Annotated in this window: 25 protein-coding genes and 1 tRNA gene; 8 read left to right on the top strand and 18 right to left on the bottom strand. The window is 32.4% G+C overall.

From position 1 onward, the window contains the following. Positions 1-7: 7 nt before the first annotated feature. Together FEU33_RS03865 and FEU33_RS03860 are read right to left on the bottom strand one after the other, a co-directional pair. Positions 8-691 (bottom strand): hypothetical protein, encoded by a 684-nt coding sequence (locus FEU33_RS03865; protein WP_146548102.1) that lies wholly within the window; start codon positions 689-691, stop codon positions 8-10. 80 nt (positions 692-771) lie between these two features. After that, entirely contained in the window at positions 772-1,371 is a 600-nt protein-coding gene (locus FEU33_RS03860; protein ID WP_146548101.1) for a hypothetical protein, read from the bottom strand. 929 nt (positions 1,372-2,300) lie between these two features. On the opposite strand from FEU33_RS03860, the gene FEU33_RS03855 reads away from it, so the two are divergent. Then, entirely contained in the window at positions 2,301-3,161 is an 861-nt protein-coding gene (locus tag FEU33_RS03855) for an EAL domain-containing protein (RefSeq protein WP_146548100.1), read from the top strand. 39 nt (positions 3,162-3,200) lie between these two features. After that, the gene (locus tag FEU33_RS03850; RefSeq protein WP_146548099.1) at positions 3,201-4,181 is read left to right on the top strand and encodes a GGDEF domain-containing protein; all 981 of its coding nucleotides are present in this window, start codon (positions 3,201-3,203) and stop codon (positions 4,179-4,181) included. Positions 4,182-4,231: 50 nt separating this feature from the next. Here the strand turns inward: FEU33_RS03850 and FEU33_RS03845 are convergent, their stop codons facing one another. From FEU33_RS03845 to FEU33_RS03830, 4 genes are read right to left on the bottom strand one after another with little or no spacing between them, the layout of a single operon-like run. Next, the gene (locus FEU33_RS03845; protein WP_146549895.1) at positions 4,232-4,873 is read right to left on the bottom strand and encodes a hypothetical protein; all 642 of its coding nucleotides are present in this window, start codon (positions 4,871-4,873) and stop codon (positions 4,232-4,234) included. A gap of 4 nt (positions 4,874-4,877) precedes the next feature. Further along, the gene (locus tag FEU33_RS03840; RefSeq protein WP_146548098.1) at positions 4,878-5,387 is read right to left on the bottom strand and encodes a PadR family transcriptional regulator; all 510 of its coding nucleotides are present in this window, start codon (positions 5,385-5,387) and stop codon (positions 4,878-4,880) included. 20 nt (positions 5,388-5,407) lie between these two features. After that, the gene (locus tag FEU33_RS03835) at positions 5,408-7,882 is read right to left on the bottom strand and encodes an ABC transporter permease (protein ID WP_186731306.1); all 2,475 of its coding nucleotides are present in this window, start codon (positions 7,880-7,882) and stop codon (positions 5,408-5,410) included. Beyond that, complete coding sequence (locus tag FEU33_RS03830; RefSeq protein WP_146548096.1) at positions 7,842-8,576, bottom strand: ABC transporter ATP-binding protein; 735 nt, start codon at positions 8,574-8,576, stop codon at positions 7,842-7,844. Before FEU33_RS03830 ends, FEU33_RS03835 begins: the two co-directional genes overlap by 41 nt. A 193-nt stretch (positions 8,577-8,769) precedes the next feature. Here FEU33_RS03830 and FEU33_RS03825 point away from each other — a divergent pair, with 193 nt between their 5' ends. The 3 genes from FEU33_RS03825 to FEU33_RS18650 all read left to right on the top strand — a co-directional run bounded on the left by FEU33_RS03825 (position 8,770) and on the right by FEU33_RS18650 (position 12,430). After that, positions 8,770-8,958 (top strand): hypothetical protein, encoded by a 189-nt coding sequence (locus FEU33_RS03825; RefSeq protein ID WP_146548095.1) that lies wholly within the window; start codon positions 8,770-8,772, stop codon positions 8,956-8,958. An 837-nt stretch (positions 8,959-9,795) separates the two neighbouring features. Next, on the top strand, positions 9,796-10,986 hold the full coding sequence (locus FEU33_RS03820) for a beta-ketoacyl synthase N-terminal-like domain-containing protein (RefSeq protein ID WP_146548094.1): 1,191 nt from the start codon (positions 9,796-9,798) through the stop codon (positions 10,984-10,986). A gap of 544 nt (positions 10,987-11,530) precedes the next feature. Beyond that, positions 11,531-12,430 carry a sensor histidine kinase gene (locus FEU33_RS18650; RefSeq protein ID WP_186731305.1) on the top strand — a complete coding sequence of 300 codons (900 nt, stop codon included), beginning with the start codon at positions 11,531-11,533 and terminating at the stop codon, positions 12,428-12,430. A gap of 299 nt (positions 12,431-12,729) precedes the next feature. Here FEU33_RS18650 and FEU33_RS03810 read toward each other — a convergent pair whose 3' ends face one another. The 3 genes from FEU33_RS03810 to FEU33_RS03805 all read right to left on the bottom strand — a co-directional run bounded on the left by FEU33_RS03810 (position 12,730) and on the right by FEU33_RS03805 (position 14,634). Next, positions 12,730-13,032 (bottom strand): hypothetical protein, encoded by a 303-nt coding sequence (locus tag FEU33_RS03810; protein ID WP_146548092.1) that lies wholly within the window; start codon positions 13,030-13,032, stop codon positions 12,730-12,732. A 408-nt stretch (positions 13,033-13,440) separates the two neighbouring features. After that, positions 13,441-13,608: a hypothetical protein gene (locus FEU33_RS18645; RefSeq protein WP_186725714.1), complete on the bottom strand. Its 168-nt coding sequence runs from the start codon at positions 13,606-13,608 to the stop codon at positions 13,441-13,443. Positions 13,609-13,710: 102 nt separating this feature from the next. After that, positions 13,711-14,634, bottom strand: coding sequence for a DMT family transporter (locus FEU33_RS03805; protein WP_146548091.1), 924 nt, complete (start codon positions 14,632-14,634; stop codon positions 13,711-13,713). A gap of 298 nt (positions 14,635-14,932) precedes the next feature. Here FEU33_RS03805 and FEU33_RS03800 point away from each other — a divergent pair, with 298 nt between their 5' ends. Continuing rightward, complete coding sequence (locus tag FEU33_RS03800) at positions 14,933-15,244, top strand: hypothetical protein (RefSeq protein WP_146548090.1); 312 nt, start codon at positions 14,933-14,935, stop codon at positions 15,242-15,244. 20 nt (positions 15,245-15,264) lie between these two features. On the opposite strand, the gene FEU33_RS18640 is transcribed toward FEU33_RS03800, so the two are convergent. Continuing rightward, positions 15,265-15,432, bottom strand: a complete 168-nt coding sequence (locus FEU33_RS18640; protein WP_186731304.1) for a hypothetical protein — start codon at positions 15,430-15,432, stop codon at positions 15,265-15,267. Between the two features lie 778 nt (positions 15,433-16,210). Between FEU33_RS18640 and FEU33_RS03795 the strand changes: the two genes are divergently transcribed. Further along, positions 16,211-16,636, top strand: coding sequence for a ferritin family protein (locus tag FEU33_RS03795; RefSeq protein WP_186731303.1), 426 nt, complete (start codon positions 16,211-16,213; stop codon positions 16,634-16,636). Positions 16,637-16,786: 150 nt separating this feature from the next. Next, complete coding sequence (locus FEU33_RS03790) at positions 16,787-17,179, top strand: DUF1259 domain-containing protein (protein ID WP_146548089.1); 393 nt, start codon at positions 16,787-16,789, stop codon at positions 17,177-17,179. Positions 17,180-18,116: 937 nt separating this feature from the next. Here the strand turns inward: FEU33_RS03790 and FEU33_RS03785 are convergent. From FEU33_RS03785 to sdhB, 8 genes are all read right to left on the bottom strand, one after another. Further along, a tRNA-Arg gene (locus FEU33_RS03785) sits at positions 18,117-18,190 on the bottom strand. Between the two features lie 72 nt (positions 18,191-18,262). After that, positions 18,263-18,766, bottom strand: a complete 504-nt coding sequence (locus FEU33_RS03780; protein WP_146548088.1) for a metallophosphoesterase — start codon at positions 18,764-18,766, stop codon at positions 18,263-18,265. Positions 18,767-18,778: 12 nt separating this feature from the next. After that, positions 18,779-19,372, bottom strand: a complete 594-nt coding sequence (locus FEU33_RS03775; protein ID WP_146548087.1) for an XTP/dITP diphosphatase — start codon at positions 19,370-19,372, stop codon at positions 18,779-18,781. 377 nt (positions 19,373-19,749) lie between these two features. Beyond that, positions 19,750-20,544 (bottom strand): glutamate racemase, encoded by a 795-nt coding sequence (racE, locus tag FEU33_RS03770; protein WP_146548086.1) that lies wholly within the window; start codon positions 20,542-20,544, stop codon positions 19,750-19,752. 1 nt (position 20,545) lies between these two features. Beyond that, the gene (locus FEU33_RS03765) at positions 20,546-21,016 is read right to left on the bottom strand and encodes a MarR family winged helix-turn-helix transcriptional regulator (protein WP_146548085.1); all 471 of its coding nucleotides are present in this window, start codon (positions 21,014-21,016) and stop codon (positions 20,546-20,548) included. A 75-nt stretch (positions 21,017-21,091) separates the two neighbouring features. Further along, positions 21,092-21,310, bottom strand: coding sequence for a helix-turn-helix domain-containing protein (locus FEU33_RS03760; protein ID WP_119415556.1), 219 nt, complete (start codon positions 21,308-21,310; stop codon positions 21,092-21,094). A 94-nt stretch (positions 21,311-21,404) separates the two neighbouring features. Continuing rightward, positions 21,405-21,857 (bottom strand): acyl-CoA thioesterase, encoded by a 453-nt coding sequence (locus FEU33_RS03755; RefSeq protein ID WP_146548084.1) that lies wholly within the window; start codon positions 21,855-21,857, stop codon positions 21,405-21,407. 270 nt (positions 21,858-22,127) lie between these two features. Continuing rightward, positions 22,128-22,901 (bottom strand): succinate dehydrogenase iron-sulfur subunit, encoded by a 774-nt coding sequence (gene sdhB, locus FEU33_RS03750; RefSeq protein ID WP_146548083.1) that lies wholly within the window; start codon positions 22,899-22,901, stop codon positions 22,128-22,130. Positions 22,902-22,903 lie beyond the last annotated feature (2 nt).

The following is a 22,903-nucleotide window of genomic DNA, read 5'->3' as shown; positions in this document are numbered from 1 at the left end:
TATTTCTTTAAAATTCATAAGATCTAATGATTTTATTAATATGTTTTTCGATTCGTTCATCTTTCACATTGCATTTTTTCGAATCATCTGAACAAGTCCCTGTACAATAAAACTTTACGCTTTTTGTATCATATTTTTTGGAATGAATAATTGCATAAACTTCATTAAACGGAGTTCCTTGGCGTTCTTTGAGTATTTTCCCCATATAATATACATTTTCATCATCCTCAAAATGCTTAATCTTTTCTCCCTTTAGTTCTTCTTTCATTTTTTCAACCAAATAATCTACATCTTTTCCAAAATCTTCGCTATCATAATAGGTCATATCTTGATAGACTAGTAAATTATCTGGTTTATATTCAAAAGTTACAGTTAATCGTTCAAAATTCGTGTCATGAATTTCGTAAAAATCATTGACAATGGCATCTTTATAAAACAGCATCTTATATCCCTTTGTCCCAGAGGTAAAGGTTAGATAATCCTTTTCTTTTGGATTGATGGATAAGAATTTGGCTGAATAAGCATCTTTCATTGCTCTTGAGTTTAATAATTTCTGTTCGTTTGCATTTTTAGCTTTTGTAGTATCCTCTTTGTCTACACTTATATCCACATTGCATCCTCCTAGTAAGGTGGTTGTTATAATGAGAAATAAACTTACTATTATGAAATCTCCCTTTTTAAATAATTTCATTTATTTACTCCTGTTTTTTTAAGATTTCTTAAAATCCATCTCTTAATTTTATGAATTCGTTTGTAACCCTCTAGCTTTCATCAAAATTCAAAGGATCTAATAATTTTATTGAAATGTTTTTCGATTCTTTCATCCTTTGCATTACATGTCTTATCCACATCTGAGCAGCTTCCATAACCATAAAACTCGACACTTTTTGTATCATGTTTTTTGGAATGAATAACTGCATAAAAGAAGCTATAAGGAATTTTTTCGTCATATTTAAATATTTTTCCGGTATAATATACATTTTCATCATCCTCAAAATGCTTAATCTTTTCTCCCTTTAGTTCTTCTTTCATTTCCTCAACCAAATAATCTACATTCGCACCTAAATGTTCGCTATCATAATAAGTCATATCTTGGTAAACTAATAAATTATCTGGTTTATATTCGAACGTTACAGTCAATCGTTCAAAAATCTTGCCATGAATTTCGTAAAAATCATTGACAATGGCATCTTTATAAAATAGCATCTTGTATCCCTTTGTTCCTGAGGTAAATGTTAGATAATCCCTTTCTTTTGGATTGATGGATAAGAATTTGGCTGAATAGGCATCTTTCATTGCCCTTGAATTTAATAGTTTTTCCTCATTTGGATCTACACTTTTGTCTGGGGCTTTATCTACACTGATATTCACATTGCATCCGCCCATAAAAAAAGAGGAGATTATTGTAAAAAAAAGAATAAAAACTAACTTCTTTACATGGTTCAGTATCATATTATCAAACCCACATCGTTAAATTTTGATTCCCATTGTTCAATAAAATGGTCATTAATTCATCATTTATGGATAAATATTACATGATTTAGCTATCAAAGTAAAAATCATATTTTCCTATATTTACATTGGTAATTTATTACTATAAAAAAACTAAAAATTTGGATATTTCAGTTTTTATATTTACGATAAATTCTTTTAAATTCTCCAAAAATCCTTATAATGATCACGTTTTTAACAAGTTTCTTCCAAAAGCAATGTTTCCATATCATAACATTTTATACAGGAAATAAGTCACATAAAACTTACCAGTCCCATATTTTCCTGTTTTTTATTTTTGAAAAATTTATAGTTATTTTCTCCTTTTTTTTACGAGGCTCAACTAAATCAAAACAAGCTATCTTTTCTCTTATAACTATTTGATTTTTTATATAATCATTTTTCAAATAATCATTTTTTTAACTCAAACATAAGTCTTTCTCCTTTTTTCATTAAATCGCCCTGTAACTTTCGTATTATTTCCGCTTATTTTAGGTTAAAAATCTTCAGGTATGTTAATTAGAAAAAATTCGGATCACTTTACTACAATTCTAAAAGGCCTCGTATTTTTAGATTAAACTGGATCATCGACACGTCTGAAAAATCTTATTTCATCATATTCTCAAAACTGAATGAACCACTCCAACAACATAAAACATGAGAAATTTTAAATCCTCTTTGTAGAAGTCCTCAATCTTGGTATCATTTTATCCAGTTCGTTTTCTTTCGAAAATTTAGAAAAAATTAACATAGCTTTAATAATAAAAGATTACAATAAGAAAAAATACCTTTATTTATAAGGAGTTCTTATGCATTTTTTACTAAATTCCGAGGATTTACCCGCTAACTTTTTTTCATATGTTCATTATTTGTTCAACCGTCGCCATGAAAATCTACTCGATTACAAAAGATACCATGAATTAAAAAGAATATTGAAAAATGAAAAACTCGATACGTTTTTCCAGCCGATCGTTGACTTAAAAACAAGTGAAACATTTGGGTTTGAAGCATTAAACCGTCCAACAAAATCTCATTTATTTTCAACTACTGATGCTTTTTATGATTTTGTTGGAACGACAGATATGATTTTTGAGTTTGAAAAATTTTGCAGGAATCTTTCTCTTCAAAGATATGTGGCTAGATTAAATAAAGAGACAATTATAAAAAAACACTACACATTATTTTTAAACATTCATCCCTCTATATTATTGGATAAAAATTATCATATGGGCGAAACGATGCAGCTTCTAAACGAAATGGGCGTCCAGCCAAATCAAATTGTATTCGAATTAACAGAACGTAGTGCGGTTACGGATTATCGAGAGTTTGAACGAGTACTCTCTAACTATCGCTCACAAGGTTACCGTATTGCTATTGATGATGTAGGCTCTGGCTACAATAGCTTAAAAACACTCATCTATTTAAGACCTGAGTTTATCAAATTAGATTGTTCTCTTATACAAAGCATTCATCAAAATGATGCCGCACAAAAACTGGTTTCATTGATCTACGAATACGCCACGCAATCCAATACAAAAATAATTGCAGAGGGAATCGAGCAAATAGAAGAAATAGCATACCTTCAATCCATTGGTATTCACTTTGGACAAGGTTATGCATTAGGAAAACCAAAAACAGAAATTACTGACGGAAGTATTCCAAATCGTTAACCAAATGATTTGGCATTTTGTTGCAGGAGTGAGGAAGTTATGGCAAATAAAGGGGTAGTAGTAACAACTATTGGTCAAATCGTGAAAACAGTTCCCTCAATCGACCCAACAGTCAAAAATAAAGAAGTAGACAAATTATTTGTCGAAAATCCCAATATGAGAGGAATTGTCGTTGTACATCATGAAAAACCAATTGCACATATAACGAGAACACATTTCTATCAAAAAATCGGAACATTATATGGTTATAATCTTTATATGGGAAGAGAAAACAACTTGCTGTCCAAACAAAATCCACTCATTGTAGAATATTGTCAGCCCATCACAGAAGTTAGTAAACTGGCTATGGCAAGAAAAGAAGAAGATTTATACGATGACGTAATTGTCACAAAAGAAGGAAAATATATAGGAGTTGTCAGTATCAGAGCATTATTGATGAATTTTGTTGAAATACAAGTAGAAATGGCGAGTTTTTTAAATCCATTAAGCAGTCTTCCTGGCAATCGCCTAATTGAAAAAAAATTAAGTGAAGTGTTGACCTTGGAAATGTATAGCATTATGTATTTTGATCTCGATCACTTCAAAGCCTATAACGATTTATATGGCTTCAATAAGGGAGATAAAGTACTGCTCCATCTAACCGAAATACTGAAAAAAAACGTTCAGCAACTTGGCTATTTTCTAGGTCACATTGGTGGGGATGATTTTATGGCCATCCTTCCGCATTATGAAGTAGACGCCATTTGTTCGCAAATTATTAATGATTTCGATACGACCATTTTAAACTTTTATAATCCCAAGCATCTTCTAGATCCTCATTTTCAAATAAAAGGTCGGTCTGAGGATATGGAGCCATTTACTATCATCTCCCTATCCATCGCTGTATTAACAAATAAAAAAAAGAATTACGAAAAAGTAGAAAACATTTCAGATGCAGTTGCATCGGTCAAAAGAAAATGCAAACAGATAAAGAAAAGTTGCTATTTAATCGACGAAAGTGATTGCATGACAATGCATTAGGCTTCATAATATTATGTTTTTACTAAATTCTCTTTTTTTAGCAATACTAATTATGAACTAACTCGCTTTTTGGGAAAAATCGAATATGATAATGTTATTACAAAATCAATCGTTAGGACCAGCAACCATATTCGGCTAAAATTATTTGCACTAGTATTATCGAATGGTATTTGACCATTATTTTTATCGAACCATAGAGTAAATAATTGATTTATTGAAGCTATTTCCCCTATATCTTTGGAAATACCAAAAATAAAAAACAGCATCCCATGCACAATCCCAAATATTACAAAATGGAATAAAAATTGTTTCCATTCCAGAATAGCATATTCTAAGCCATAATATTGTTTTGGAGGATTAAGACTTGTTAGTGTCTCACCCTTTAATTGAGCCACTTTTCTTTTAATATAGAAATCTAACTTTTTGAAATCAGATTTTCCAAAAGTCATTGCATAAATTATAATAACCATAATAATTATTTGATAGCTTGAAAATTTTCCAGTATTCATATAGTCCATAAAAGCCATCGCTGCAATCCATAAATCATTAATGATAAATATCGCCACAAATAGCATACTTAACTTATTTAGATTAAACCAATACCTTAAAACAAGAAATGTAATCAAACAAATCCAAAATACAGCTTCTGCAATAACTAAAAATATCCATTTATTTTCTAAAACAAACTCCATCAAATCAATAACCCTCCAAATCCGAAATCATATCCATCCATTTCAAATCCGCTTCCAAATGTAATAATCCTCCTTCAATTAAATATAGCATCGCTTCACTCTCGGCAGTATTTTCCAACTCCTTCCTTAGATAATGTAATTGAAGTATTTTCTTTATCACTGCTTCTTTTTGTTGAAAAATCATTTTATTTAGTAAATCAAAATTTAATCTTTTTGCACATAGAATTTTAAAGAAAAATTCATCATGTAGTAGCAAAACTTCAATAGGATTCTGCAACCATCTTTCTACCTCTTCTCTTCCGTTTTTCGTGATTTGATACAATTTTAAATCATTTTCAGCATTAGATACTTCTTCAACTAGTTTGTCACGGACCAATCGATCAATTGTCGAATATACTTGACCTGGGTTTAATGTCCATTGCTTATACATCATATTTTCGAGTGTGACTTTTAAATCATACCGATGTTTAGGTGATTGAGAGAGAATCGTGAGTATCCCATATTTCACTGACATTTTTTCATCATTCCTAAAAGTTATTCTTGTTTAAGTGAATCAATCAGCTTTATTTTTGTCGCTTTGTAGGCTGGCATAAATGCAGCTAAAATACTTATGAATATCCCACTAAAAACTGACATGATTAAAGTATCTATAGGAAGGACAAAGTCTATCTGAGAATCTGATATCGTTTGAGCATTCAAATAACTTGTAACTAATCCCAAAACAATACCTATGAAAACGCCTATTATACCAATAATTACTCCCTCGATAATAATCATTTTATGAATTTGATAATTTGTAAAAGCTACCGCTCTCATAACGCCAATCTCTCTTAAACGATCTAATATACTAATTACTAAAGAATTTAGAATACCTATACCTGCAACTAAGATTGCAATAATTATTAAAATATTAAATAGAGGTTTTATCCCTGACAAAGTATCCTGTTGTTTTTTCGCTTCTTCTTTAATAGATTGAATATCACTAATTTCATTTGAAAACTTATCTACAAGACTATTTTTAAATTGTTGCTCTTCTTCAGGATCTCTAACATTGATTAATCCTTTTGTTGGTTTAATGACTTTAAAATTTTGATCAAAAATCTTTTTCGAAACAAAAGCTGTATAACCAGAATGTTGAGTTGTAGTAACTTTCCCTATCACTTTAAACTGATACTTTTTATTGTTATCAAAAACTGTAATATTTTCTCCTATTTTGCCTCCCCATTCTCTAAATGCGTATTCACCCAAGACTATATTATTTTCCTTTTCTAATTGATTCAAAATAGACGAATTTGATTGTTCATCTTTATAAAATAATGGATATTTTTTATACCAATTGGTATCCGCACTTATGATAGTGAACTGACGTGGCTCATTATTTCTTTCCCATCCCACTATTTTTTCGGGATAAAGATTAAATTCTCCATAACCATTAATAGCTTTTTTAATGGATTCCATTTTAATATCGGATAAAGGTGCTTCAAAGCTTAATTGTATATTTCCACCAAAAGATTTTGAAAGATCTTTATCAATATTTTTTTCAATGGAACTAAAGATAGACGATACTAATAAGCCCAAACAAATCACAAATGCTAAAATTAAAGACATACTTGCAGAACGATTCAGTGTACGTTTGCTGTTATTAACAGCAACTTTTCCTTCATATCCTAATAACTTCAAATGCGTCAAAATGTTTAATAATAGCTGCGTAATATAAGGGGCTAAAAAGAATATAGCAATAAATATACAAATAATTCCTATCCCATTTGGTAGAAAAGCTCCTACTAAAAGGACTAACCCAATTGCTAATCTCCATTTTGGATTGCTTTTTGATTCCTTAGGAGTATTTTTTAAATTACTAATAATATCGACTTTACTTGCAAATTTAAGTGGCAATAATGCTGCTATTAATGGTATTAAAATTCCTAATGTAACAACAGTTGGAAGAGTATAAGCATACTGCATTTGAAAAGTTAAATTTTCTTGGAATGAACTGAATAAACTTTGTTGTAAAAACTTAGATAGTATGCTTCCTATAGGTATACCTATTACGATTCCTAGTACTGATAAAATCAGTACTTCTGACAAAAACAACTGCTTTATTTGTTGAGTAGTATAACCAATCGTCTTCATTATCGCTATTTCATTTCTACGTTCCATAACATTTACATAAAGCGTATTATACAAAATAAATGCACTAATTAACATCGCTAAACCGCCAACGGCATAAAGCATAAAATATAAATCATCTAACTGGTTAGTCTGTTTTTCATCTAAAATAACTTTTTGTAAGTATAAATCTTTTTCTAGTAGTTCTTTTTCAATTTCATTTGTAATATGGCTTGCTTGAAAGTTTTGATCATATTTAATACGAACCTCATCGATTCTATGCTCTTCCATATACCATTTTTGTACAAGTGATAAGGATGCCGCCGCACGCCAAATTTTATTATCTGCTTCTTGCCAATCATTGGGTCCTTCTAATAATGGCGTATTTTGTACAATAGCAATAATTTTAATATTCTTTTTTCCTGAAGGAAAATGAATCATGACAGTGTCACCTATGTTTACTTTCCATAATTCAGCTGTTTCTTTAGGAATAATTATACCTTCTTCATTCAAATTGCCTTTTAAAACATTAAAATGCAACATATTACTATCTAGAGAAGATAAACCTGTAATTCGCAAACGACTCTGCAATTTTGATCTTTCTTCTTTTAATTCTACTTGGGATCTTCTGTGCATGAGACCTAATGCATGGTCAACCCCCTCAGTATGAAAGATCTTATCTAAATATACTTCTGAAAACGTCCCGTTTGTCGAGAGAATCGAATAATCTGCGTTTCCTAAGTACAACTTTAAACGATCTTCTGTCATCTTTTTTGCTGTTTCTACTGTACTAATTACAGCAAACATACTAGCTATTCCAATTACCATTGCCAATAAGGTAAAAAGTGTTCTATATTTTTTACGAATTAAGTTTCTCAAGGATATTCGTAATGAGATCAACATTTTCACCTTCCTTCTCATGCTTAACATCCATCTCTACATGTCCATCTTTTAGTAGAATAATTCTATCTGAGTAACTTGCGGCATAGATATCGTGTGTCACCATTAAAATCGTCAAATGATTGTTCCGATGAAGGTTTGAAAGCAGCTTTAATACCTCCGTCCCTGTTTTTCTATCTAAATTTCCCGTAGGTTCATCTGCTAAAATCAACACCGGATTCATGATTAAAGCCCTGGCAATTGAAACTCTTTGTTGTTGTCCACCACTCAATTGAGATGGAAAATTTTTTTCTTTTCCTTTTAATCCAACAGCATCAATTATGTCCTTAACTTGTTTTTCTATAATGTTTTTGTTTATTTTATCTGCATGCATCGGCATCGAAATATTCTCTTCCACTGTCATGTTATGTAGTAGCTGATAGTTTTGAAAAATAAATCCTATATTTTCTCGTCTAAATAATGTTTTCTTTTTATCATTCAGTGAGTCAATATTTATATTATTGATTAGAACTTCACCTGAATCAGGTGTATCTAAACCTCCTAATATATTTAACAATGTACTTTTCCCTGATCCAGAAGGTCCCATTATCGAAACGAATTCACCTTTTGATACGTCTAAATTTATATCATTAAGTACTTGATACCTGTCATCGCTGATTTGATAACTTTTTTTTAAGTTTCGAACATTTATCATTTTTTCCTCCTTATTTTTACTTTTTAGTATTTATTATAATATATATTTAGTATATGTAAGATTATATACTAAGTATATATAAAATTTCAAAAAAGTTCTAATTTTTGTTCTCTTTCATTATTTACTAAGTAAATAAATGAATCAGGTATGTCGATTATCCAATATAATCCACAAAAACGGGGAAATTCGTTGATTGCAGCGAAGGCTTACTCGCTTTCCTGCGGGCGAATGCTGGGGGCAACAGGATGTTGGTCACGGAATCGTTGTCACAGGATGTGGCGCTCTTAGATTCCGTTCCTTCAATCGCTACGCTGTGAGGGCTCATCTACTCGCTTTTCCCGCAAAGCCGGTTCAATGTTCCACGGAAAAAGCGAACAGTTGAGAACCAGCATCTTCACTTGAGAGCCGCTGAAAACTATAGAATTGCTATTTTCACTGATAAAATCTACCTTTTCCTTCATTTTGTAAGCTAAAAAAGTTTTTTTATCATATTTTTAGAACTAGGTTAACTTTTTCAGTGGTCTATCTCTAAGGGGGCTCAGCGTTCGCCCACATGAGTCATGCAACCGTAACAGAAATCAGCGAATATACTATATTTTGTGGAAAAAATTAGGTAATCAACACACTTGATAAAACATCTTAAAACTTTTATGAAGAAAAGTCTTTGGGATGTTTTTTTATGTAAAAATTTTTTCATATATGATTATCAAACACTCATGAAAGTTTATTGTGTTAAATCCACCTGAATTGAAGTTAATTCTTTCTTACATTGATAAAAACAGCTTCTTTAAACATGATATTACGACATATTACTACAAAAAAGTCGCATCAATAGAGATTGTATCACGATCAATTATGAAAAACTTCTGTAATATTTTATTTTTTTACTAGAGCATCTATCATTTCTGTTGTAAACTGATTTATAGGAAGAAAGACCTTTTTTTCTTTGATGAGTTGGGATGACTTTATTTGATCAAAAAAAGATCTTCCTTTTTTAGACTTTGCCTTTATACAAACTATTTTATACGTTCAAAGATCATAAAAAGGGATGATTTGGATGGAAAGTAAATTAAATATATATATAAAACCATTATTTCCTATTCCTTTATTTTCTATTCGTATATAGTATTTTTGTATAGCAAATTCATATTGTGACAAATAAATAAAAAGGCTAAGATTAGTATAGGTATGAGAAAATAGCTAAAAGAAGGGCGATCATATGAATCACATTGTTGCTACGGGAGTAGGCGTAATTAGTCCAAAAGTAGAGAATATCAAAGATTTCTTGAATGTTCTTCAAACAGGAGAAAATACTTTAAAAGAAAACAGCACACTTATGCCGCATGAAAAAAAATCAACCATTTTAGGAATAGTCGAAAATGGATTAAAAGAATATCAAAATAATCCTGCATATAAACGTTACAGCAAGGCTATGTTACTAGGCATAAAGGCAGCAAAAGAAGCGATCGCATCTGCGGATATCGACCTTACTTCTATGCGAGTGGGGTTATTTGTAGGAACGGCTATAGGTGGTATCTCCGAAGAAGGTTTTCTTAAATCTATTGCTCTTATGGAAGAAGACCCTAATAAAATGGTCACTCATTTTATCCATTTTGCAAACCATCATAGCCTTACATCAGCAATTGGTCATGATTTAGGAATCAAAGGTATTGAAAAAACGATTAGTACAGGTTGTACATCTAGTTTAGAAGCAATAGAAATTGCCATGCTATACTTAAAGAACGGACTTATAGATGTGGCTGTAGTAGGTGGAGTAGACAGTGCCATGTCAAAGACAACAAATCAAGCCTTTATAAAAAATAGATCCATAACGATCAATCAAACATTAGAAGAAGGAGCCATTCCATTTAGTAAAAGTAGTAGAGGTTTTGCTATTGCGGAGGCAGCAGCTTTTCTAATCTTAGAAAGAGAAGAAGATGCCCTAAAAAGAAATGCAGAAATCTTAGGTGAAATAGAACAAGTCATCTCTAACAATGATGGAATCGGTGCTTTTTCCACCGATACTAAGGGCGAACAATTAAAAAAATTAGTACAGCAAATTGCATATAATAGAAAACCCGATTATGTTAATAGCCAAGCATTAGGAATTCAAATAAATGATCAAATAGAAAAAAGATGTTCAAAAGAAGTTTTTAATCATGAAGTGCCTTATACATCTATAAAGGCAATGGTCGGCAACCCTTTCGGAGCAGCAGGTGCTATACAAGTTATCTCTGGGTTGTTAAGCATTAAATATGGTTTTATCCCTCCTACTATAAAAACGCAAAAGTTGGGATATGAAGAAATGTTTATCAATACAGATATTCAATATAAAGAGATCAACGAAGTACTAGTGACCAATCATGGACTTGGTGGAAATAATGCGGTTGCCTATTTAAAAAAAGTATAAAACAGGTGTGAGTAAATAAATGTATATAATAGGAATTTTAGTAATCGCAATTGGTTTCATACCACTAATCTTAGCAAAATTCATTTTTCAAGTATTACGGGGTACACAACTCTCCATACCGTTGTCCATTTACATGGTCCTCATGTTTTCTTGGCAAATGGATATAGGGATACTTTATTTTTATGAATTGCTACCTAAAAATGTGATTATGTGGGTTTTCAAATTATTTAGATTTGCCGTTTTATACTTTTTCCCTGTTATGATTTACATAAGTTATAAAATGTATAATGATGTAATACTGAGGGATAATCATAATAAACTTTTATCAATGATTGTAAGCAAAAAAATGTTTTGGATAACTTTTATCGTGAGCACGTTTTTATATATTTTAAACTGGACGCCCTATGGAATTTCCGATATGCATTATGTAGAGCTCATCTATAAAAAGGACTTATTTTATTTATATCCTATTAGCAGCCCTACACAGGCTTATTTCTTTATTACAGAAGTTCTATTATCCATAATAGTGAGTATCAGTAGCTTCATGTCTATAAGTAAAGTCCAAAGCAGAACGATCAAACGTTTTATGGCCGCCTTTTTCGTATATTCGACTGTATTAATATTATGCGGAACGGTTAACCTGATCCCGAATTTAGGAAGCTTAGTGACGAGTATTTTTGTGATTATCTTCTCCATAGGATTAATGCTTTCATTTTTTAGATTGCATCTTGAGCAAAATGAGCAATTTCGTGTATTGATGGAACGGGAAAAGAAAATGGATTATATAGGTAGTCTATCTTCTTCTCTTATTCATGAGATCCGAAATCCACTTCATATTATTAAAAACTTCTCCATTGTTCTTGAGAAAAATGAAAAATTATCGGAGAATGGTGTGGAATACTTAAAGTATATAAATTCTGCTACAAAGCAACTAGAAAATATTGTTGGAAATTTTACGGATTACATGAAAAACAAAAAGCCAGAGCTTGAAAAAGTGGATTTGAATGAAATCATTGATCATGCAATCTATTTAACGAATGAGAACACAAAAGAAAATCGTGTAAACGTGATATTTGAGAAAAAATATGAAAAGCTAAAGATATTAGCAAACCCAATTTCTTTCACTCAAGTACTTGTAAATATTATAAAGAATTGCGCAGAGTCCATTCCAGAAGAACGACAACAACGCCTGATCAGCATAGACACTATGTATTCTAAAGGGCTTGTCTACATCCACATAAAAGATACAGGAAAGGGTATTCCACAGGAAGAATGGGATAAGATTTTTAATCCTTTCGTAAGTGATAAAGAGAAAGGAATGGGCATCGGTTTAGCCTTCAGCCGAAAAATTATGTATGAGCACAGTGGTGATTTAAAGGTTTTAAACAGTACTCCTGAAGGAACAGAATTCCAAATAACAATACCTCAACATAATGTATGGTAAAAAAAAGAAGCATCAAGTGAAACTTTGCACAATGGAGGATTTTCTTCCTCCCCCACTGTGGATCAATAAATAAGTTGCGCTGTAAATCGTGTTATTCACCTTCTTCCATTTTTAAAACCTAATCATCCGCTCCTATCATCTATTTACTAATTTGCCTTCACTTCGTTCACTGCTAAAAATTTGTTAATGATTGTTTTATTTTATGCACCTCCCTCTTTTCTCAAAAGAAAAAGACGAACAATCCAGCTTATTGTTCATCTCCCTCTTAACTTAAAATATTTATTTTTTAATATATTCGTTTATTTAAAGCCATTCATAATAATGGGTATTGATAGTAGCAAAATTGAAATGGATACGATTGACCATGTTACTTTAGAAGGTAGCTTTTTAGCCCCCTCTGTATAAAATCCTGTAAATTGTAGTTTATTATTGTAAATAACATAAACAAGAAGAAAAATAGCGAATTCTGTTATATAAAAATAATTGTCCGTTCCAATACCGATTAAATCATATAGTTTTCTTATAGGATAAGATATGATAGCCATTAATAAAAATAACAAAATGAGCACTCGAAAAAATTCTAAAAACACTCTTATAATCACTTTACTGCATCTCCTAAATTTTCCTTTAATTTAAGAATAAGTATTACTTATTTCTGTATCGAAGTCAATCATGATTTTTTAACTTTCGGAAGTTGATTCCATTATCAAGCGTGTTGATTATCCAATTTAGCCCATAAAAATAGGGGGATTCGTTGATTACAGCGAAGACTTGCTCGCTTTCCTGAGGGCGAATATTGGGGGCAATAGAATGTTGACCAAGTAGTCTAAGTCTAAGAGGCCACGCCCTGTGGCAATGTCTTCGGAATCAACATCATATCCGGGCACCGAGGAGACTGAAGCCAAACCCGTGGAAAGCGCCAACAACACGTTTAGAATTGACAAAAAATGACCTTTTAATTAAATGCCAAACAAATACTTTCTGGACTCATTTCTATTTTTCCATGGAAGTTATTCAATTTTTCTATCGATCATTGTTACTTTTCCATTTTTATCCACCTTATCAGTACCTTCTTCTAAATTACCTTTGTTCTCCCATTTTATATAATAGGCATTCCCTTTTATTTTTGTTGAAATGATTTTGGGCGAACCATTTCCATTATTATTATAGTCAATCACTATTTGTTCCGCTTCCTTTTGGAATAGTGAGTCTTCTATGTTAGAACATCCAACACAAAAATACTAAAAGTAAAAAGCATAGACTCATAGGTATAAAATTTTCTATTTTTCAATTACGCCCCTCCTTTTATTTTTACTAAAATTATTTTCCTTTTTCAACTTATATTCTGAAATATATATGGCAAATAAAATCAAAAAAGCACCCAAAAATTCAATATTGCTTATTACCTCTCTTAAAAAAATATATGAAAATAACGTTGCAAATAAAGGTTCCGTAAGTTCTAAAAGCTGCACTTTGTTTGCCTCTAAGAAGGTTAATGCTTTAGTTGTGCAATAAAATCCGCCAATTGTAGGAAGTATAGCCAAAGCTATTAACGAAGGCATAGAGGAATCATTTGGAATAACGATCTCCTCTTTATAAAATGGTATAAACAAATAAATAATTCCAAAGAGCATAAAGTACCAAATTAGCGCTAATCCGCCTTCTAAATTAAACTTTTTTGTCAATACCAAAAACAGACCATATCCACATCCTGCAATCGCAGCAAATAACGTACCGATTGATACGGCATTTGATACTCCTGAAGCAAATTCCATTATAAATAAGCCTACAACTAACAATACAAGACCTATATAATTCATAACACTTTTCTTTTCCTTTAATATGATTGTGCTGAATACAAATGTTGTAAGTACCGATATTCCCAATAAAATGAATACAATGTATGGTACCTTATCATATTTATATCCTGTTGTTTCAAAGAAATATAATACAAAAATCCCCAAAAAAGAGCATATCGCAATATGTAAGATCTTTTTAGTTAATCTTTTTATTTCTTTTCTTATTTTTAAATTAAATAATGCGATAATAGATAAACCAATAAATGCAAATACACATTTATAGAAAGAAACTGCTGAAGCCGTTAAATCACTGTCAAATAGACCTTTACTTAGTATTCCAACTGTTCCATTAAAAAAAGCTGCCCCTAAAGCTAGCAATATGCCCCTACCATATTTACTTTTCATTTGCAAAATTCCTTATTTCACTATTTTTAATCCAATCAAGCATCAATGATAGATTCGAATTTGAAGCCATAAATACTTCTCCCATTTGATCATTCACTTCCTAATAATCAGCATCTTTCATCATAATTTTATCATCTCAATAAGGAATAATCACAATTAATACATATTTTGTATAAATCCTCTTTAATTATATCCCTCTATTTTGAAATTAGTGAATTTGTTTACAAATTAGTCACAATTTCAGTCTTTTTTAATTCCATATTTTTGTATAATTAACTGTGAAAGGTAGGTGATGGATGTGGTAAATAATGCTGATCTAAATAATCCAGATGATTTCAAAAATCTTACTGAAGAGCAACAAGAGATTCTTCAAGACTGGATTTTAAAAAATTTAGAACGTGATAACCGATTTGATCTTGCTACCAATTCTTACGATTTAAAGCATATTTTTAGTGATTCGTTAAATGGTTTTTATATCACTAACGGGCAATTTAAAGGTGCTATGCTTGCAGCTGGTTACGAAGTGAAAGATGAACTACTGAAAAATTGGTGCTTCAATGTCTCGAAACGCTCAATTGACCAAGTCAAAGAAACAATCTATTTAATGTAATGTCTCAGTTTCATTGGATTTTATAGCAATACACCATGTGATCTAAGATATTTAACAAACGCTGATTTTCTTGTCAGATCTTGAGGACCTTCCACGATGATTGGGCTACCTACTTTAACAGCAATATTCAGTCTGTCAATATCGTGATTAGATAAAATATTTTGAAGATACTCATAATCATGTTCCATTATCTTTTCCTCACTCGTTGTTCCAGTAGCTTGTGAGGATTTTTATTTTCACTCATAACCGATGCTTTGTGTTGCACAGTACAACACAAAGTTTCAAAACATTAATTCTTTCAAAAGAAAAAAGCCCCAAAACCTCATATATCAAGGTTTTAAAGCTATTTTAGATTCACTCAGATTCATGCAATTGATGCCCGGGAGAGAGTGCAAAAAAACTTATATATCAATAACTTAAACTATCTTTGTATACCAATCGGGGAAAACCACTGAGAAGGTTGAAGCGTATTTCCTAGATAACAAAATCATTCTGTTGTATTTCAAACAATTAATCAATCTGCTGGAAAACAGACTTATTAGACTTAAACTTAATAATCCTACACACATCCATATTCTTAATATCCTTGCATTTTTCAAAATAATCAGTCCTCCCCCATTTCTCTTTGTACCTTCCCACCTAAATACCCGTCGATTAAAAACTTACAGATAGTTGTAACTTCAATTTACTTTCTAATGATTCCTTCTTTATTTCACATGAAACTTTCCTAGTTTGTTCATAATGTTTTCTTTACTGGCAAGAGAATTTTCGTTACCATGCAAGACAATTCGATTAGAATAATTTTTATTTTCTTCAACTTTTCACTTTCTTAAATTGATTATTATCTTTTAACATTCCAACTGTATTCTTTGTGAAGGAAATCAATCATGTTTATAAATCTGTCCGCTTGGATAAGTTTCATATTATGAAGAAAGTCATACATTAAAGATTGGAGGTGATAATAAAATGAATCATAGCTCCATGCAGAGTTCTGCAAACATGGAAATCCTTAATGATCTTTCAAAAGCAATTAATGGAGAATACCATGCTATTTATTGCTATGAATTATTAGCTAATCAAGCTCCTAATTCTTGGGTGAAAAATAGAATCCTTGAAATCAGGAATGATGAAATCCGGCATTATCAAACTTTTGCCCAAATTTATTCTTCCTTAACTGGAAATCAGCCTTCTCCACAAATAACACAACCATGTCCAAATGATTATAAAAGTGGAGTTCAAGCTGCATTTGTAGATGAACAGGAAACGGTAGATTTTTACCATGAAATCGCAAGAAGATACAACAATGAAAATATCAGAAATGCATTTACACATGCCTCTGCTGATGAACAAAACCACGCTGTTTGGTTCTTATATTTCATGAATCATCAATAATTAGAAATAACATAACATACTGGCTACTTAATAATTAATATTATTATTTTTCTATGCTACTTCTCCAAACTATTACCGCATTGACATAGTGATTATTAGTTCTAGACATTTACCTTAATTCATAAATTTTAAAAAATGAGGTGTTTTAATATGTCGAACTTCAATTATCTATGTCATCAATATGCTCAAATTGTTAATGGGAAAGCTAATGTGAAACATGAAGTTTGTTCAGTTGAAATCAATCGGAATCTCCATGTCACTATTCAAGGACGTCCAAGTCACAGTGTACTTCATGCAGGAATATCGTTTGAATCATTGGATTCCAAAGGAGATGCACTGAATCTTGGAGAAGTTGTCCTTTTAGAAGAAGAACTCCAACCTTTTGTTAATGTATTAGTTCGTAATCATCTAATTATAAGTGCCATTCATAATCACTGGATTTTTACCAACCCCAATATTTTATATATTCATTTTCAATCTGTAGAACCTCCGTTAACGTTTGCACAAAAAGTTGCAGAAGCATTTAGTGTTCTAAAACATTAGTTTCATTGACTCTTTGAATAAATAATTCTTAACAAGGTATGGCTTTTTCTGTTATATTTAAAAATTAATTTGGTTCCACCTAATATATTAAAACTACGCAAAATAAACATATTAACATTAGTAGTACAAACCCGGACCATAGTTTGTACTACTATTTTTTTAGTAGAAGTGAAGGAAAATCGACCAGTCTCTGAAATCATTTTAGAGTCCTTATCAATAAACAGACTAACTTCACACCCTTATATGAATCAGTTTAATATGTTGGGTTCAAGAGATCGTATAAGAAAATGGAATCAATAAGGTGATATGAAAACTTTTATGATTGGCTAAAAAATGCGAATGAAACATGTTGTGGCTTTTGATGTCAGTATGGGCAAGAGCACCATGGTAATTTACAATCAGTATCGTCATTGTGAAGGTGAAAAAGAAATGAAGCAGTAGCGTCATGCTTTTGAGCAACTTCACAAAACACTCCGAACACTGACAATACAGGAGGGACAAGTATAGGCAAGCACCTATTGACCTGCCATTGCGACTTGTATGTTATAGCCTGTTTTCAATCGCCTATTTTTCATATGGTTATCTTTCATTCATATAAATGGCGCATCCCGTCTTCGAGTAACTCATTACTCCCTACATACGTCTTCCAAATTCCCTTGTTTTCTAAAAATCATTAACATATCCCAATGCAGGATTCTGATTCGATTATGCTCATGTTTTAAAAGAAAAAGAAGAACGTGATGAAACTATTTCTGCAAAAGTTTTTGCTGATATGCGTATTGGGTAATCTTGTGTTGTGCTTTGTGTTGCACAGTACAACACATAGTTCCAAATACATCGATTCTCACAAAAAAGAAAAAAGCCCCAAAACCCTTATATATAAAGGTTTCAAGGCTATTTTAGATTTACTCAAATCCAAGCAAATCCACGCAAAAGATGTCCCAGGAGGGATTCGAACCCCCGACCGACGGCTTAGAAGGCCGTTGCTCTATCCAGCTGAGCTACTGAGACAGTATGCTTACTGAGTCATAATCAGTAAGACATTTACTATTATAACATTGGTAAGGAATATGTCAACATGTTTTATTTGTATAATAATGTTTTTTCTTCAATCACTTGTTTTTCTTTTGTGTAAAAAATAATATGCCAGCCATTTTCAACGTTCTCGACAATTGCATAGCTTTTTTCTTTACGACCTCTAGGAAGTAGCAGACTACCTGGATTGACGTATAAAATCCCATCGACTAATTCCACGCCTAATACATGAGAATGTCCGAAAAGAACGACATCTGCTCCTAGTTCTCTTGCTCTAAAGGACAATGTGGTCAATTCAAATTTTACGTTGAATAAATGACCGTGTGTCATGAAAATTCGTTTTCCCTCTATTTCTTCTATGATTTCAAGTGGCAATTGCCCGTCATGGTCACAGTTTCCTCTTACCTTCAGTGCATTTTGCAGTTCTGGTGCAGAAAAGTTTAATTCACTATCACCACAATGAAAGATTTTATCTACATCAGGATTTTGATGAATGACATGTGAAATGACTGTTGCATCACCATGTGTATCACTCATGACCAATATTTTCATCGATATTCACTCCTATTGAAACCATGATGGTAATTGTTCAGCTAATTTGTGAATGGCATGACCACGGTGAGAAATCGCACCTTTTTCTTCAGCTGTTAATTCCGCCATTGTACGACCAAGTGATGGTACATAAAAAATAGGATCATACCCAAAGCCACGATTCCCACGTTTTTCTGTAAGAATTTTGCCCTCGCATGTACCAAAGAAAGTTTCTGTTTTGTGGCTTGGACCTGTTATCGCTATACAGCAACAAAAGCGTGCAGTGCGTTTTTCTTCAGGTACACCCTTTAATTTTGTCAACACTTTGTTAATATTCGCTTCATCATCGTGATCTCCTGCATATCGAGCAGAATAAACCCCTGGTTCGCCATTTAAAGCGTCAATTTGTAGTCCGCTATCGTCGGCAATGACAAATGTATTTAATCGTTTGGCAACAGCTTCTGCTTTCAAAATGGCATTTTCCTCAAAAGTTGTTCCTGTTTCTTCAATTTCCATATCAGGTGCTACATCAAATAGTGTAAGAACTTTATAACCTAGCGGCGCAAAAATAGCTTCAAAATCTTTTGCTTTCCCTTTATTTTTCGTTGCAATGATTACTTGTTTCAATTTAAAAAGTCCTCCTGTTTTCATCTAAAATTAAAATTTTACATCCTTTATATAAGCCAGTATGGTTAAAAAAATCAAAAGTTTTTTACCCTTCTGCCTAATTTCACGATCATTGAAAACTGTAGCATCACCATTTTTATAGATCAAAATCTATCTTCTCTTTCATTGTTATAAACCAAAAAACTGATTTTTATCATGCGTTTGGAGAGAAGTTAACCTTTTCAGTGGTCTCCGATTTTACTACAATAGGATGCCCTCCCTAAGCTAGGTACAATTCACTTTTTTATATCGAAAGCGTTATGTAATTAAAAATTCATATACTTGTCCTAAAGGGTAGTATTATGAAAGCCCGAAAAGAAAACTTTTCGAGCTTTATACTATAGTTTTATTCGTTTGACATTGATTTCTTTTAAGGGTAACCAATTACTTGCGATTGATCTAAAAATAGGAACTGATCCTGTCGTATAAAAAAGATACTCAGGAGGTTTTTTATCTGTTCTAGCAATGTGCTGAAATCGTAAAATCTCCTTTACCTGTTTCGCTGTTTCCTCTGCAGAAGAAACAACATGCACTTGATCGCCCACTACTTCTTCAATAAGTCCTTGAATAATTGGATAATGTGTGCATCCTAAAATCATCGTATCAAACTTTGTATTTTTTAATGGTGCTAGTGTTTCCGCTACCAAGTTTTGGGCAAATTTGCCTTCATATTCACCACTTTCAACAAGTGGCACTAATCTTGGACATGCTAATGATGTTACGTTACTAGAAGAATATAATGAATAAAGAGCATTTTCATATGCTCCGCTTTTGACTGTTCCTTGAGTTGCAATAACTGCAATATCATGTGTTTTTGTCGCTTTAATAGCTGCTTGTGCGCCCGCATTGATAACGCCCACTACAGGGAATTTACAACGCTTCTGTAACCCATCTAAAGCTACCGCTGTTATAGTGTTACAAGCAATCACAAGCATTTTAATATTCATCTTTTCAAGCTGATCGACTATTTGCCAAGTAAATTGAATCACCTGTTCCTTAGAACGGGGACCATATGGGCAACGAGCAGTGTCGCCTAAATAGGTTATCGATTCATTTGGTAAATAGCGCAGCATTTCCTTCACAACGGTTAGCCCACCAACTCCTGAATCAATTACTCCAATGGGAGCATTCACTTTAACCGCCTCTATCCTGGTTCATTTCTTTGTATAGTTTGCTTAATAATATTGAAAGAGATTGAACTTCTTCGATATGAAAATCTTTTACGATACCTGCCAAATAGTGTTGGCGTTGTTCAATTACTTCTTCAATAATGCGTTCTCCTTCTGTAAGCAAATGGATACGAACGACACGACGATCCTGATTATCTCGAATACGCTGTACCAGCTCATTTCTTTCCATACGATCAACTAAATCCGTCGTCGTACTGAACGCTAAATACATTTTATTCGAAAGATCACCAATTGTCATGTCTCCTAGCTCATGAAGCCATTGTAGAGCGATAAACTGTGGTGGTGTAATCGTATAATTACTTAAAATTTCTCTGCCTTTTTGTTTAATAAGAGCTGCAATATGGCGTAATTCTCTTTCTAACAACTCTATTTGTTCCATATTATGGATAATCTTATGATGCTCCTGGTTTGACATGTAGCTTTTCCACTCCTCAAAAGGATTACTTATCCCTATTGTGAAGTGTTTTTTACAAAATGGCAAGTATACTTTTTATTCTAAAGTAAACTCCCCTAATCGGATCAACTCAAGCATTGCTTGTGCGCGACTAGATACGCCTAATTTTTGAATAGTATTGGAAATATGATTTCGAACTGTTTTTTCACTTATACCTAGCTCTTTAGCAATTTCTTTCGTCGTATAATCCTTCATTAATAAAAGGAATATTTCGTGTTCTCTTTTCGTCAAAATTGAATGATGAAAACGACTCATTTACGTGCGCCCCTCCAATCCCCTCACACTGTACAGTATGATAGGAGTTGCGTTGCGGTGACGGCATTTGCCCGATGAATTTTAGAGATTAAAATTACTTTTTTGATCCAGACAATTTCTCCAGTTGTTTTTCCGTCCAAGATGCTGATTTTCCGTTGTTTTGGTTTATTTGAACGATTGTTCCTCTGCCTGTAAAACATATTTGTTCAAGATGATCTACACCTAAATAATGCAAATCGACAGACGAAGATCCTATTTTGGCAATCTTGGCATATACCTTCAATGGTTCGTTGAAATACACCTGTTTTAGATAGTCACATTGTATGTCTGCGACTACAGGGATGTTATTCACATCCTGATCCGTCCAATCCTCCATTAATCCTAAATGATTAAAAAAATCAATTCTAGCCTGTTCAAAATAAACAATTGGCACTGTATTATTCAAATGTCCATACATATCTGTATCTGAAAAGCGTACTTTGATCGGCACATAAAACGAAAATTCTTCTCTCCATTTTTCTATATTTTCTATATAACTTTTTAACATCCATATTCCCCCTGTTAAAAATGAATAGTTATTCATTTATTATAACAAAAAGTTGGCTATGGAATCTATTCAATTGAACGAATCGATTTTGTACTGGCCTTTTGGGCACACAGTGATTCTTATTTAAGCCTGTGTTCTTTGTTTATTTTTTGTGTAAAAATTTTTATGTATGATTGGGAGACAATTACTCTTGAAAATTTACAGGAGAAAATAAAAAGCACAGAATGCTGATCAATAGCATTCTGTGCTTTCTCGTTATCTATTTTATTACTAGTCAACCATATGATCAGAGCCAAAGAAGTTTCTGAACATTTGAACAGTTGTAGCACGGTTTAAAGCTGCAATAGAAGTTGTCAAAGGAATACCTTTTGGACAAGCAGCCACACAGTTTTGTGCGTTACCACAATTGGCAAGACCGCCTTCACCCATAATTGCGTTTAAACGTACATCTTTGTTCATAGCACCTGTTGGATGCGAGTTAAATAGACGTACTTGTGAAAGTGGAGCTGGTCCGATGAAGTCTGAATGGCTATTGACATTTGGACAAGATTCTAAACATACACCACAAGTCATACATTTAGATAATTCATAAGCCCATTCACGTTTACGTTCAGGCATCCGAGGGCCTTCGCCTAAATCGTAAGAACCATCAATTGGAACCCATGCTTTCACTTTTTTCAATGAATCAAACATGCGGCTACGATCGATTTGTAAGTCACGAATAACAGGGAAAGTACTCATTGGTTGTAATTTCAATGGTTGTTCTAATTGATCTACCAATGCAGAACAAGATTGACGAGGACGACCATTGATAACCATTGAACATGCCCCACAAACTTCTTCTAAACAGTTCATGTTCCATGCAATAGGTGTAGTTTGTTTACCATCAGTTGTTACAGGGTTTTCACGAATTGCCATAAGAACGGAAATAACGTTCATATTTGGACGATAAGGAACTCTAAATTTTTCCCAATAAGGGTTTGAGTTCGAGTCATCTTGACGTTGGACTTCAACTTCAACATATTTTTGTGCTTCGTTACCCATAA

Source organism: Rummeliibacillus suwonensis (genome assembly GCF_007896435.1).
GTDB lineage: Bacteria > Bacillota > Bacilli > Bacillales_A > Planococcaceae > Rummeliibacillus > Rummeliibacillus suwonensis.
The sequence above is the reverse complement of the archived record's forward strand: the minus strand, read 5'-3'. Positions and strand labels throughout refer to the sequence as shown.

Coding starts and splice junctions, on each gene's coding strand:
- FEU33_RS03865 (WP_146548102.1), bottom strand. CDS start 691: ATGAAATTATTTAAAAAGGGAGATTTCATAATAGTAAGTTTATTTCTC.
- FEU33_RS03855 (WP_146548100.1), top strand. CDS start 2,301: ATGCATTTTTTACTAAATTCCGAGGATTTACCCGCTAACTTTTTTTCA.
- FEU33_RS03850 (WP_146548099.1), top strand. CDS start 3,201: ATGGCAAATAAAGGGGTAGTAGTAACAACTATTGGTCAAATCGTGAAA.
- FEU33_RS03845 (WP_146549895.1), bottom strand. CDS start 4,873: ATGGAGTTTGTTTTAGAAAATAAATGGATATTTTTAGTTATTGCAGAA.
- FEU33_RS03840 (WP_146548098.1), bottom strand. CDS start 5,387: ATGTCAGTGAAATATGGGATACTCACGATTCTCTCTCAATCACCTAAA.
- FEU33_RS03830 (WP_146548096.1), bottom strand. CDS start 8,576: ATGATAAATGTTCGAAACTTAAAAAAAAGTTATCAAATCAGCGATGAC.
- FEU33_RS03820 (WP_146548094.1), top strand. CDS start 9,796: ATGAATCACATTGTTGCTACGGGAGTAGGCGTAATTAGTCCAAAAGTA.
- FEU33_RS18650 (WP_186731305.1), top strand. CDS start 11,531: ATGTCTATAAGTAAAGTCCAAAGCAGAACGATCAAACGTTTTATGGCC.
- FEU33_RS03805 (WP_146548091.1), bottom strand. CDS start 14,634: ATGAAAAGTAAATATGGTAGGGGCATATTGCTAGCTTTAGGGGCAGCT.
- FEU33_RS18640 (WP_186731304.1), bottom strand. CDS start 15,432: ATGGAACATGATTATGAGTATCTTCAAAATATTTTATCTAATCACGAT.
- FEU33_RS03795 (WP_186731303.1), top strand. CDS start 16,211: ATGAATCATAGCTCCATGCAGAGTTCTGCAAACATGGAAATCCTTAAT.
- FEU33_RS03790 (WP_146548089.1), top strand. CDS start 16,787: ATGTCGAACTTCAATTATCTATGTCATCAATATGCTCAAATTGTTAAT.
- FEU33_RS03780 (WP_146548088.1), bottom strand. CDS start 18,766: ATGAAAATATTGGTCATGAGTGATACACATGGTGATGCAACAGTCATT.
- FEU33_RS03765 (WP_146548085.1), bottom strand. CDS start 21,016: ATGTCAAACCAGGAGCATCATAAGATTATCCATAATATGGAACAAATA.
- FEU33_RS03760 (WP_119415556.1), bottom strand. CDS start 21,310: ATGAGTCGTTTTCATCATTCAATTTTGACGAAAAGAGAACACGAAATA.
- FEU33_RS03755 (WP_146548084.1), bottom strand. CDS start 21,857: ATGTTAAAAAGTTATATAGAAAATATAGAAAAATGGAGAGAAGAATTT.
- sdhB (WP_146548083.1), bottom strand. CDS start 22,901: ATGGGTAACGAAGCACAAAAATATGTTGAAGTTGAAGTCCAACGTCAA.